The organism is Paenibacillus sp. IHB B 3084 (assembly GCF_001447315.1).
In the GTDB taxonomy this organism is placed as follows: domain Bacteria; phylum Bacillota; class Bacilli; order Paenibacillales; family Paenibacillaceae; genus Paenibacillus.
In genome coordinates, this window is the sequence record NZ_CP013203.1 from 1,945,242 (window position 1) to 1,958,128 (window position 12,887).

Genomic DNA, 12,887 nt, shown 5'->3' on the forward strand with positions numbered 1-12,887 from the left:
ATAATAATTATTTATGACCGCAATTAATCGAGCATGTCTTTTGAGTCTTGGCTGCGTCCTACTCTCTCAGGACCTGCGGTCCAAATACCATTAGCGTTAGAAATGGAAGAACAACATAGATCGCTGCAAAAGGAAGTCAGACAACAAGTATTACGTTTGAAGAGATAATTCCCTATTGGGTCTGTCATTAAATCTCGAATGCTAAAAATAGCATAATCAATGCTTATTGAAAGAAAATAAGGACTATCTCCCATAGGAAATAGCCCCTTTACTGTATAGATTTAATTACTTGGATGGGTAAAATCCCTTCAATACATCACGCATTTCTTGCTTGAAGTGGATATCCGGACGTTTTTCTTTAGCCAAAGTTTCCGCCTCTTCCACTGTGGTGGCCAAACCCAGCTCAAGTAACACTCCAGTTGCTACGGTTCCAGTACGATTGCGTCCACCGGCACAATGGAAATAAGCTGTCTTTCCCCTGTTTACCGCTTCTTTAACAGCCTGAATAGCGGCTTGCACAGAAGCCTCCTGGCCAGTCTCATCTTCCACAATCGGATAGTGATGACGCGTTACCTTTGCCGGAAATCCTTCTGCCTCTGTGCCGTTATCTCGCAGATCAAAAACATCTGTGATCTCTTGCTCCCGAAGAACTTGAAGCAATGCACTCTCTCCACCAATATATACTTTGTTCTCAACAAGCGCGTGATAATTCGCCATAATCATTCTCCCTCTATCGAGTTAATAGCAGTAACTACTATTCTCCGGCTTCTGCAAATTGTTTAATACGTTCTCCCACCTGGTCACGAACCCGCTGGAAGACGCCCCATTTCTCTTCTTCCGATCCTTCTGCCATTTGACTTCGGCAAGAATTATCAGTACACAAAAAGTAAATTGTCTTTTTTTCCATGATAGACGTCTCCTTTAATGTTCAATTATGAAATGATTAACCACAGATATAAGCCCAGCAGGGTAATAAAAAGTGTAGGAATCGTTAAAACAATGCCTGTTTTAAAATAAGTTCCCCAGGAAATTTTCACGTCTTTTGAGCTAAGCACATGTAGCCACAACAATGTAGCTAATGAACCAATCGGGGTTATTTTCGGTCCCAAATCAGATCCAATCACATTAGCGTAGATCAGCGCCTCTTTGATCATACCTGTTGTATGGGTGGCATCTATAGCAAGCGCATCAATCATGACCGTAGGCATGTTATTCATCACCGACGAGATAACCGCCGCGATAAAACCCATGCCCATGGTGGCCACAAACATACCTTGATCGGCAGCCGTTTGAATCACATGAGCCAGCAGATCCGTCAAACCGGCATTACGCAAGCCATACACCACAACATACATCCCAATGGAGAAAAATACGATGGCCCATGGAGCGCCCTTAATGACTTCTTTCATGGGGACCGCAGGGCTTCTTCTCGCCATTAGCAAGAAAAAGACGGCAATGATCCCGGCTACCACCGAAACGGGAATGCTAAAAAATTCGCATGCAAAGTAACCAACCAACAGCACCGCGAGAACGATCCAAGACATGCGGAACATTTTTGGATCTTTAATCGCTTCTGCAGGTGTTATTAATTGTGCAGTATCAAATGTTTTGGGAATCCTTTTGCGAAAAAAGAGATACAGTACCACGATACTAGCCGCTAAGGAAAATAAATTAGGTACAATCATGCGACTCGCATATTCCATAAAGGTGATTCCAAAGAAATCGGCTGATACAATATTCACCAGGTTGCTGACTACAAGTGGAAGCGACGTCGTGTCCGCAATAAATCCGCTCGCTATGATGAAAGGGAAAACCATTTTCTCATCAAATTTCAGTGCCCGAACCATCGCTAGAACAATCGGTGTCAAAATTAAGGCCGCACCGTAACTCAATTAATGTATATCAATGCATAAATATTCATTTCTCATCAATTGTGAAATTTTTTCTCATTTGATCTGAAAATATTCCATTAATTATGACACCACACACACTGTGAGTAATGCTTATAAATGAGACTAAATAAGCACAAAATAGGCTGTTTTTATGGTTACAAATGAGATTAATTATATAGTAACTTGAGACTTTTTGTATTTTATATAATTATGGTTGAGACTTTACGTTTTCTATGACTAGCGGTAGATCAAAATATAAAAAATTCAGCTTCTACTAAACTCTGAGTAGACCGATAATACTAAATTCACCGAATTGTATAGACGTAAGGTAAGCTATGAGTGTAGATAATCGATTTGCAGAACTGTTAACTGTATATTTATTAAATATTTTTTAAATATATAGGCCGCAATTAAGATCATAACCTGACAAGCAGGCGATCAATCGTTTCCAACGGTTGCTGATTGATTCGCTTCATAAATTGACTGACATGAAGTTTAATCTTATAGAATTTTTCAAAAAAGACGTTGTTCACTACATCGGCTTTGAGCCACAACCACAGCCCTTCAACTGGATTGAGGTTTGGACTGTAAGGCGGCAGAAAAACCAATTGCAGACGCGAGTGTTCCTCCAAAAAAGGCTGTAACTCTATGGCATGATGAATCCGGCTGTTATCCAGAATTAAAGCGATTTTTCCATTCGGATATGCAGTGAGAAGATCCTGGAGAAATCGAATAAAGGCTTCTGTGTCGGCCTTTTCTTCTTCCCGGTGATGCACCTGACCGGTTTCATAGTTAATGGCTCCAAACAATTTGGCTCCTTCGTGTTTACCGTACGTAGGCACTTTGCGTTGTCGGCCGCGCGGGAACCAATTGTACTGCAACGCTTGATAAGAGCGAATCATCGACTCGTCTTCAAAGAGCAAGTGATTGATCTTTTCGGCTTCCACTTGCCTCTTGAGCTCAGCAAAAGTGTGCTTTTTAAAAAAGGCTTGGGCGTCTTCATCGGCTTTAGCTAGCGTATAGGTGGCTTTGGTAAAACTGAAGTTCATCCGCTTCAGCATCGCACTAATCCCACGCACGCTCATGGTGACGCCGAACTCCTGCTTGATCCACTCCGCCACTAGCGGAAGTGTCCAGGTATACCGAGCTTCAAAACCTACATCGGCTGGTTGATGCTGCTCCAGCATCGCGGCTAACTGACGACGCTGCTCCTCCGTGAGTTTTGTCGGTTGTCCAGGAGAGTGATCCATTTTAAGACCGGACAGGCCCTGTTTCTGGTAGGTGTGCCAATAGAGGCTGATGGTTTGACGTGCACGTCCGAGTATATCACCGATCTCTTCCAGTGTATGGCCTTCCAGACGAAGTCGGACCGCCAGATACCTTTCGTAGAGTCGTTTGTCTGATACCTTTTTCATCGCTGTATTCAAATACTCGATTTCTTCATTGTTCATCTTCATCGCCGCCTTGTGGTGAGTTACCCTTTATTACCCGATTTGGCGGTTGAAGTGAATTTGGTAGCTTATTAATTGCGTTCTATATAGATGGTTATGAGTAAAAAATAATACCCTAATTGCACTCACTGTTAAAGTTTGATTCTTAATTAAATCAGTAGATCTCTCACACAGTTTCTAATGCTTGTCATTGGATAGAAATTATGCTCATAAGATAATATCTATTTGAGGATGAGTCAGGTGTATGTCTTGTTAAGTTCTATGTTAGTGATTTGAATGTGATAATGGCCCCGGGTATGTTCATTCTCTTCCGCTAAATAAATGTCCCTCTCTTTAAACTTTATTCGCACCTAATAAAGATCACTCATAGCATTTTAGGTGATACAGGTCTTGCATCCTCCAAATTAAACCAAGTCTCAATATGCTTACAAAGGGGCTAAATATCCTGGATTGCTGTCTCGCATATATAGCCGTATCTATCTTTTAAAATCTCTTTTACATTGTAATGCTCACGAAATTCATCTGTAGACTTTTGCCATGTACAGGCCGTAGAGCAAGCCCTTGGCTCTAGGGCGGCGTATTGCGCGAGAATGCAAGAAGCACCTGCCAGTACAGTACAACGGATGAACTTCAGCTTCACCAAAGCAACCTATACACTGGCCCATGCCGACGAGGAGGCGCAGGCTTATTTTCGCAAGCATACCTTCGCACAGCTCAAGAAGCAGGTGGAAGCTGAAGAGATCGATCATCTGCTGTTTGAAGACGAATCCATGATTCGTTCCTATCAAGCGCTTCAATACAACTGGTTTCCGCGCGGAAAGCAACGCCAAGTGCCAACGTACGGCAAACATGAAGGCGCCAAGTTGTTTGGAGCGATCCACTACGAAACCGGACAGGTGTATCACCGTGAAGAAGAAAAGGTTGATGTGGAGGCCTTTATTCGCTTCCTCCAAGATCTTCTGTCGGCATACCCTATCGGGAAGATGGCTATGATTCTGGACAACAGCCGGATTCATCATGCCACGGGGCTGCAGCCTTTTTTAAAGGAGCATCCGCGTCTGCAACTCGTCTTTCTACCGCCTTACAGTCCAAACCTGAATCCGGTCGAAGGATTATGGTTGTGGCTCAAATCCGATGTGGTCAACAACGTTTTTTTTGAGAAGTTTTATAAGATTAAGCTTCACATCAGCCAGTTTATGAAGCGAATCAATAAGCAAACGATGGAAACGATTGATCGCCTATTGATTAGGTTTTAATCTTAATTGCGGTTTATATAGAAGTTTATTTTTTTCCAGTCAGTCTCACATTTTTTTTCGTATGTTATAAAACCTTCAGTCGAAAACCTTTTTTCAAGCGCCCTACTAGCCTCATATTTACTACAATCCTTTTCCACATAAATTTCATCTTGTAAAAATAATATAAATATAGAACTAGATGCATCGTTATTCGCCAAATAGAAACCCAATAATTCGTTGTATTGAGTACTAAAAAACAAACCTATATACTCTATTCTGAGTTTAATATTTTCCTTAGATTCAACCAATCCTTCATAACTTGCAAATAAATTAAAATCATCCAAATCGTAAATTCTATTCACTGAGATTAACGGATTCATGCCTCTTATATACAAGCCTATAACATTACCATCATCTTTCTCAAGGAAAAGGACATGGTCTAATCTCTCATTATCATCCTCATCATGTAAATAAATAATATTTGAGATTTCTTTTTGCTCGAAAAAATAATCAAACTTTTTTGTAAACGATATTATATAGTTATTCATAGTCGTCCTCACTCTCCAATCAAATCTAATTCGGATTTTAACTTACTTGATAAACGATCTCCTTTTTTATTTAAGAAAGTCAATATTTCGTTTGTTTGTCGATTAACTAAAACAACTGCATCCCCCTTAACAAAAGCGTCTACAGACTCGATTGTATTCCATTCAAAAGGTTTCGAATTAGCGAGATTTTTTGGGTCATTTACAATTGAGGAAACAAACTCTTTCATCCCTTCTTTATCCCCTTTTTTAACTGGAACACCTAAATTCCTTGAAGTTTCATAGATATCTTGAGCATGTTTTTTTAATTTTTTATCGAAATTCGGGCTAAAATTCGGCTCAGCCCCACTATGTTTCGGGCCACCATTATCCGTCCCCTCAGAAGAATGATCCTCCTTCTTATGTGGGGATCCTCCTGGTGAAGCACCGTCATCTTTAGAATGTTTCTTTCCTTTCCTTCCAACTACAAACGCAAATGCTGCTTCTACTAACAGATGGGCATTTTCTTGTTTGGAGCTGTTCTTCGTTTTTTCATAAGCAGCATCTGGATCCGTTATAACTTTAACAATTTTATCTGCTACGTCTTGTTTTCCTTCGAAGTTATCAACCACCATTTGACGAATATCCAGATTAGGAAAGTTACGTATTCGCTCCCATGTCGCCTCTACATTTTCATGAGCAGATTTTTTGATTTCATTGAGCACAATCCGCTCAGTTTCATTCAGGTCTTTCATAAAAGGACTTTCCCTATACGGCCCGTACTCTTTTCTATAATCGTCAATTGAATTCAGAAAATCAATTAGATATTTCTTCTGTTCCGTCGTATATCCTTTCATATCATCCCGATACTTTAGACTTGGTTAATGTTCTTTCCACCCTAATTATTGTTCTATGTATATTGCTGCAATTAATCTTAAAAATGCGAGAAAGCGAAAATAGCAAAAAAACAGGTCAATCATGGTGGTATCTGACCATAATCAACCTGTTCAATATAACGGAATAGCATTATTTAGGATATAAAATTCAAGCATTGATGTGCGTACAAAGTAATGGAGAAATCATTGTATAGATATTACATGGTTTATATGTGTTATTGGTTTGTATGTTGGGTTCACTCGAAATTGGTATTTATTACAAAACCAGCATCTTCTAAATAAGGTGGGCTATCTCCGCTTAACCCCAGGAACATACCATCAAGTGGTTAGGCAAAATCATTTTACATAATTTTCTACATCGGCAAAGTAAAGATTACTTCAAGTGGATCTTTACCTTCGAAAAAATCTTCATACAATTTTCTGACTTCCATCGAATCTAATTCTTCTCCTTGCATATTAATTAACCTATCCAACTCTTCTAAAATACTTACTTCCTTTGATGACAACACCTTTGACTTAATAAGCGTGTCTTTCATATTAGGAAGTAACCCTCTTGGCCAGCAATCCTCATACACACCTCTGTATGAATCATATAAGAAAGTGATCTGACTTATTCCCGCATATTTCCGAACGTGTGGATGTACTAATAATAAAAATTGAGCAACAATTCCAGAACGCTGGCTTAAATAATAGGCCTCTTGCACTTCCTTCATCAAGTAAGATTTGGCTTCTACAGAATTAGCAAGATAACTGATGTACATTCTTGAGAGTACGCTTATTAAGTGCTCTTTCTCTAAATTCTCCTCCAACTTCTTAATTATTTCTTTTTCACTAATTCCCGCTTGTATAAACCCTATTAAACAAGCTGACATCCCTTTCACATTAACAGCTTTTTCAGCTATACATAACATATATTTATCAAAGATTTTCTTGAGGTAGTTTTCACTAAATGTGTAAATGTCTAAACATTCAATGATCGTTTCTATTAGTGAAGCTTGATCATACTTATCTTCTATACGCGGGAGTAGATCTATCATATATTCTACAAATTCTTCTCCGTAATACTCAAGCAAGCTAGGATTATATTTTATTTTTTCTAGTAGAGCAAAAAACGTTTGATATTCTTTTGTATTATTATTTTGTGTTAGATATTTGAACAGCTCATTAATATATTTAACTTTCTCATCCACCAGAATTTCTCCCCTTCTATTGTTAGTGTTACTAAATTTAACTTTTTTACAGACTTTATATCAGATTACTAGCAATAAAAAAACAATTCTACCATAGAAAAACTTAGTGCCATTGTACTACATGCCACTCAATCCCTTTAGGAGTTTGCTTATAAATAATTCGCATTACACCATTGTTTCCATATTCATCTCGTATATATACAGAATTCCACCCTGCGTAATTCTGCCCATTACGCCTATTATCAAGAACATGATCGTTTAATGCCTCTAAACGCGCTCTAGCGCTTTTGTCACCCCGAGCTTGCGCTGAAATATCATCAAGAATTTTATTAGCTAAAATTCTCTCATGTTTAGTTAAATGACGACTTTCTGTTTTTCCTGATATACCGCCTCTTACCGGAATTTTTTGGTTTAAGGAATCTCTTGGATTTAGTATATTTGCATGTTCAATTCCTAATAATTTCTCAGGTGGTATAGATTCTGGCCCCTCAGAAGTGTGATCATCCTTCTTATGCGATCCTCCTGATGAAGCACCGTCATCTTTAGAATGCTTCTTTCCTTTCATTCCAACAATAAACGTAAATGCTGCATCTACTAACAAATGAGCATTTTCTTGTTTGGAGCTGTTTTTTACTTTTTCATAAGCAGCATCTGGATCCGTTATGACTTTAACTATTTTATCTGCTACGTCTTGTTTTCCTTGGAAGTTATCGGCCACCATTTGACGAATATCTAGATTAGGAAAGTTACGTATTCGCTCCCATGTCGCCTCTACATTTTCATGAGCAGATTTTTTGATTTCATTGAACACAATCCGCTCAGTCTTATCCAGGTCTTTCATAAAAGGACTTTCCCTATACGGCCCATACTCTTTTCTATAATCGTCAATTGAATTCAGAAAATCAATTAGATATTTCTTCTGTTCCGTCGTATATCCTTTCATATCATCCCGATACTTGGAGCTCATCAAAGCTCTGTCACTATATCGAAAATGGTTGTCCGTCTGCCGCTGATGTTCCATTAATGCGACTATATCTGTGGAGAGATCCTGATTATTATAATAAGCATTCAGCGCATCCTCAAACTGTTGATCCACGTTTCTTTGATACCAGCGTTCCCGTATATCAGAAGGAATATCACTATAGGCTTGGACGGAAGCCTGATTGACTCCCTTTACATAGTTGATGAAGTCATGTATGGATTGGACTTCTCCATACCCTCTGGCACTCGTCCATACCTTACCAAGAAAATCCATCATCGCATGCCGTTCACGGGCCCTCTGTTCCTCCGCGTGCGCATGTAGGGTTTGGGCAGCAACCTTGGCGGTCTTCCCCAGCACCACTCCCCACCCATGAGAAGGTACGCTGGCAATCATGGACAAACCGGCTGCCGCGTATTTAACTATGGATGAGGGTCCGGAGGAAGCCACTTCGGAACGGATCGAAGCTATTTTTTGACTTGCTACTTTCGGTATGGCACCCAATACAGGAATAGACGCAGCCACATCACATACTTTCTGAGCTAATCCCAATACGCCATCCAGTAGACTAGCCTTCGGTGAATTCGGAGTGTTTACGGCTGACTTAACGGCTCCCCCATCTTTCGATGTAACGCTTGAATTGGAGCTTCCCCCTGTACTGCTGTTTGCTGCACTTTTCGCCGCCTGCGCCTCCGCATAAGCTTTCACAGACATTAGTGGTGGTTCCCAAATCGGTGCTAAATCAGCAACAAAAACCGGTCTTTTAACCGTGCCTTCCAGCTGTACCTTAGCGGACCGTATATCCGTTTCTCCATCCAACACCAAGCTACTGCTGCCTGCTTTGAAATAAATAGCCTCGACAGCTTGAATATTCAGCTCCCCGTCTGCATGCAAGGAGAGCGTCTTACCTGCCGACAATGACAATTCATGTTCACTGACGACCTGAATTCCTGAACCATTCAATTGAATGTGAACCTGTTCCGATTTAGCCGTCACCTTCAATTCACTAGCACTCAGCTTGATGTCCTTGCCATGAGGCGTCCCCCAATACTTGGTGGCTGGATCAGCTAGCTTGGGTGACGAGCTTCGCTCTTGTCGTATGGAACTCTCCGCATATCCATCCGCCTCCTGCTCTGTAGGGAAACGGACAGATATTCTATCTCCTCGTTCCGGCATGACGTACCAACCGCTATGACCTTCAGCGGTGTAACTGCTGGCATATGAAAACCACCATGCCTTATCCCGATCTTGTTTTTCATCCACTGTAAGATGAACACGGATTCGGCCTGATTTAGCTTCTAATACACGTCCTTCGAATGAAGCTCCTGTGAGGTGAGGGCACAAAATCTCTGTTTGCTGAATTCCCTGTTCGTGAACCAGTTCATATTCGTGTAACAGCAACCCTTTCCGCAATTCAGAAATGACTTCTGCCACTATCCATTGCTCACCATTCCAATTCGTAAGGTCTCCGGGCCGGGCAAGCGTTTCACTCTCCATCATATAGCTGAATTCCGCTATCCTTTTCGGATCAAAACTACGTCGAGTACGGTAAACCGGATGCTTCATCTCAACGTACTGCCCCTCAGGCATACCAAACCAGAATTTAGGTCCATTCAATGAGATCTCTGGGATCAACACCGTTCCAAACCGGGAAGCCATCCGTTTGAGAAAGGCCCAATCCGTCTCTCGATATTGTAAAGTAAATCCATGCAAGATAGTACTATCTGTTATGTTATCAATAACATCGGCTTGATTGTACTTTTGAACGATTTGTTTGATCAAATTTCCGTAGGGCATTAAGGTATCTTGATAAGACCGCGTTACAGGTGTTATATCCAACTGAATCGTATGAGAAACGGCTTCAAACTCCACATAATAGATGCCACGCACCATCCGTGTTTCTGCATGGACCAGTAAACCATGGAACAAAATGCGTTCAGGCTGACCATTCTCTGTTTTGGTACGGATAATGACCGGTTCGTTATCCTGATCCTGTTCTATGTATTGATCTCTCTGTTCTTCATCTAACCATCCACTGATCTTTAACCGGGCATGGTCATTTAATTTTCGTTCAATACGCAGTTCGTTTATCGTTTGAAGAGGATACGGACCTGTACATTCCAACTCCGTATACGTTAACATCGTTTGTGTGTGATTCAACTTGTACCTCCTTACTCCAGCGTCTGGCCATCGTCTGTAATCCGAATCATTCCCCCGTATAGGCACGCATTCGAGCATTGATCCAGCAAGGCTGGTTCTCCCTCCACAAGCACATCACTTTTGCCGCCGATCCAGGGTCCGGTGATGACCGGAACACAGTTCGCTTTTTTCACCCCGTAGATATCCACCATGTCACTACTTTTGACCGCTGGATTAGCTGGACAGGAGCAACGACCGAAATTGCTGATATGGGTGCCGGGCAAGTAATCTCCAACGTTCATTTGCGCTTTCTCTTTTACATATACACCGTGACTGAACGGACGTTTGAGACGTGTCGGTTGCGTACCAAAGCTGCAGCTTAAGATCGCTCCAGCAACAACATATCCTTGTTTACTTCCCCGTCCAGCTTGAATAGGTTCCTTATCGGAATGAGACTTATCTGCCATTCTTCTATTCCCCCTTTCATGCCTTTCTTAGTTCGTCTTCACTTCACTACCCAGAACATTGGTTATTCCGCCCAGCGATACGGTGCTGCCTTTGCTGGTCATTTGAATTTCATCCCCTGCCGTGATCTTCACTTTACTGCCGGAATGAATGGAGATATTTCCTCCTGCTGAGAAATGGATCTGTTTGTCGCTTACAATATGAATACCATCCTTCTCATTTAACTGTATATACACAGCTCCCTCCTTACTGGTGATTACAATTTCATCGGGAGTTAATTTGATTTCCTTACCGTGGGCCGTACGGAATAATTTGATGTCGGGATTAGCAAGAGCATACTGCTCTACACTCTGATTCTTTTGGCGCAGAGATGTACTTGCCATGCCTTCTTCTTCCCGATGGGCAGGGAAATAGAGTAGCACGGTATCTCCCAACTCAGGCATCACGTACCATCCGCTATGTCCTTCCGCAGTATAAGGAGAAACATACGTGAACCAGTGGGCCTTCGCAGGGTCTTGAACGGCATCTATATTCAAATGTAATTGGATACGATCTCGCTCTACCTGAATGACTTTACCTGGTAAAGACAGACCGATAAGCTGTTCGTTAAATACTTCCTTGTGTCTCAATCCCTTGTGAGAAGTTAAGGTATACACATGCTGTAGCACACCCTTTTGCATGTGAGTGTCTACCTTGTACACATACAAGCTTTTACCTTTAAAGGTAACGGTGCTACCTAACTCTAAAACTTGCTCCGCCTCAACCAGGTAATCAATAAAATCATGCTCGTTTACATGTGCTGTATCATTGCCGTTAAAATAACGATAATCCGCAACTCGTTTGCTGACGGTATAATGATAATTCGTTAAATCAAGTCCTGACTGGGTCTCCTCAACACCAAAATAACACTTCGGCACTTCAAACACCGAGGCAGGCATGAGTGAAGTATGATAACGCGAAGCGATCCGCTTAAGGAACTCCCAATCTGTTTCACGATATTGGACTGCTAAACGGCCTAAAGCCGCTCCCCCTGTAGCCGAATCAATGATGTCAAAACCGGGATAATCCGCACCTACAGCCCGCAACAATTCCTCTACCTTCATATTTTTATCTTGAAAGGACCTGTCTTTTTTGCGAATATCTAATTTATACGTGTGTGATATAGCATCGACCTCCAGGTAATACACATCTCGGACAGCTTTGACTTCCATATGAAGCACCGTTCCGTTAAATAGCGGTGTTGGAGTGCCTGCCTCATCCAATTGTGATACACAAACCGGGGAATCGGCTTCGATCAATTGAACATAACTGTCCTGTAAGTCTTCAGGTAAAATAGCCGTAAAAGAGAGCCGGGTGTGCTCATTCACCCGCTTGGTCATACGCAATTCCTGAATACTCACCAATTCAAATGGTGTAATTTGCAGCCGATCATATGTAATGTGGTTTAATGTCATAAGGGTTTATTTTCCTTTCGATCAGACTCGATTTTCAAAGTTAGCAGCATACCACGGGCTACCGGCTGCCAGGTTGCCATCTCTTCATCCGTACAATTAAAAGTACACATTAGCGCACGTTCTTCCAGCACTGTAAAAAAGGATAGATTATACACACGGGCGTTCCATACAGGCGTCATAAATTCGCAGTATCCAATCCGACACTCTTCATTCTCCAGCACTTCATGACCAAACCATTCAGTCAACTTCTGGGTTTGTTTGACCACCTGAGCCATCTCATCCGTAAAGTTCTCCAACTCTTCTGTTTGTAACGGACTTTCGGTATGCTTGAAGGTTAAGTTAATCGTGCCTGCCTCATTGGTGAAAATAAAATCTGGGCGATGGTGAGAAGGATATTTTAATCGTTGCTCGTGAATGGGCATATCCCGAAAGCTCTTTGGCATTGTAATACTGATGCGTTCATCCAATACATATCGCTGAGCAAAAACCAGACTTTCCCCATTAAGCTGCATGAGTGTTTGTAAAGGTTGCCCAAACGGCTCCTTCTCGTGCGCGTGACTTAAAGCTTCAACCTCAGTTGAGGATGGATTATTTTCGGCATTTTCAGTTGTTACTGTATGTAGCAAAGAAACAATTTTCTTATCCAGATGTTCCACAAATAT

Annotated in this window: 9 protein-coding genes and 3 pseudogenes; 1 reads left to right on the forward strand and 11 read right to left on the reverse strand. The window is 41.4% G+C overall.

The window, feature by feature from the left end; all coding sequences use genetic code 11:
- Positions 1-285: 285 nt before the first annotated feature.
- From ASL14_RS09115 to ASL14_RS09125, 4 genes and pseudogenes are all read right to left on the reverse strand, one after another.
- On the reverse strand, positions 286-717 hold the full coding sequence (locus ASL14_RS09115; protein ID WP_189338246.1) for a protein-tyrosine phosphatase family protein: 432 nt from the start codon (positions 715-717) through the stop codon (positions 286-288).
- Between the two features lie 37 nt (positions 718-754).
- A pseudogene (locus ASL14_RS29530) lies at positions 755-850 on the reverse strand (arsenate reductase); the annotation flags it as partial.
- A gap of 82 nt (positions 851-932) precedes the next feature.
- Positions 933-1,883 (reverse strand): annotated as a pseudogene (locus ASL14_RS09120) (arsenic transporter); the annotation flags it as partial.
- A 425-nt stretch (positions 1,884-2,308) separates the two neighbouring features.
- Complete coding sequence (locus ASL14_RS09125; RefSeq protein ID WP_134910485.1) at positions 2,309-3,349, reverse strand: IS630 family transposase; 1,041 nt, start codon at positions 3,347-3,349, stop codon at positions 2,309-2,311.
- 542 nt (positions 3,350-3,891) lie between these two features.
- Here ASL14_RS09125 and ASL14_RS09130 point away from each other — a divergent pair.
- Positions 3,892-4,599 (forward strand): annotated as a pseudogene (locus tag ASL14_RS09130) (IS630 family transposase); the annotation flags it as partial.
- Positions 4,600-4,601: 2 nt separating this feature from the next.
- On the opposite strand, the gene ASL14_RS09135 reads toward ASL14_RS09130, so the two are convergent.
- The 7 genes from ASL14_RS09135 to ASL14_RS09165 all read right to left on the reverse strand — a co-directional run bounded on the left by ASL14_RS09135 (position 4,602) and on the right by ASL14_RS09165 (position 12,881).
- A complete protein-coding gene (locus tag ASL14_RS09135; protein ID WP_134911334.1) occupies positions 4,602-5,126 on the reverse strand; it encodes a hypothetical protein in 525 nt (174 codons plus the stop codon).
- 8 nt (positions 5,127-5,134) lie between these two features.
- Positions 5,135-5,857, reverse strand: a complete 723-nt coding sequence (locus ASL14_RS09140) for a hypothetical protein (protein WP_134911335.1) — start codon at positions 5,855-5,857, stop codon at positions 5,135-5,137.
- 494 nt (positions 5,858-6,351) lie between these two features.
- Positions 6,352-7,188 (reverse strand): hypothetical protein, encoded by an 837-nt coding sequence (locus ASL14_RS09145; RefSeq protein WP_039270733.1) that lies wholly within the window; start codon positions 7,186-7,188, stop codon positions 6,352-6,354.
- A gap of 103 nt (positions 7,189-7,291) precedes the next feature.
- On the reverse strand, positions 7,292-10,327 hold the full coding sequence (locus ASL14_RS09150) for a hypothetical protein (protein WP_189338248.1): 3,036 nt from the start codon (positions 10,325-10,327) through the stop codon (positions 7,292-7,294).
- 11 nt (positions 10,328-10,338) lie between these two features.
- Complete coding sequence (locus tag ASL14_RS09155) at positions 10,339-10,773, reverse strand: DUF4280 domain-containing protein (RefSeq protein WP_134911337.1); 435 nt, start codon at positions 10,771-10,773, stop codon at positions 10,339-10,341.
- A 27-nt stretch (positions 10,774-10,800) separates the two neighbouring features.
- Complete coding sequence (locus ASL14_RS09160; RefSeq protein ID WP_134911338.1) at positions 10,801-12,225, reverse strand: phage baseplate assembly protein V; 1,425 nt, start codon at positions 12,223-12,225, stop codon at positions 10,801-10,803.
- Entirely contained in the window at positions 12,222-12,881 is a 660-nt protein-coding gene (locus ASL14_RS09165; protein WP_134911339.1) for a hypothetical protein, read from the reverse strand. The genes ASL14_RS09160 and ASL14_RS09165 overlap by 4 nt, the downstream gene beginning before the upstream one ends.
- Between the last annotated feature and the right edge of the window lie 6 nt (positions 12,882-12,887).

Bases quoted from the DNA above. Each gene is read 5' to 3' on its own strand.
- ASL14_RS09115 (WP_189338246.1), bottom strand. From the start codon at position 717: ATGGCGAATTATCACGCGCTTGTTGAGAACAAAGTATATATTGGTGGA.
- ASL14_RS09125 (WP_134910485.1), bottom strand. From the start codon at position 3,349: ATGAAGATGAACAATGAAGAAATCGAGTATTTGAATACAGCGATGAAA.
- ASL14_RS09135 (WP_134911334.1), bottom strand. From the start codon at position 5,126: ATGAATAACTATATAATATCGTTTACAAAAAAGTTTGATTATTTTTTC.
- ASL14_RS09140 (WP_134911335.1), bottom strand. From the start codon at position 5,857: ATGAAAGACCTGAATGAAACTGAGCGGATTGTGCTCAATGAAATCAAA.
- ASL14_RS09155 (WP_134911337.1), bottom strand. From the start codon at position 10,773: ATGGCAGATAAGTCTCATTCCGATAAGGAACCTATTCAAGCTGGACGG.
- ASL14_RS09160 (WP_134911338.1), bottom strand. From the start codon at position 12,225: ATGACATTAAACCACATTACATATGATCGGCTGCAAATTACACCATTT.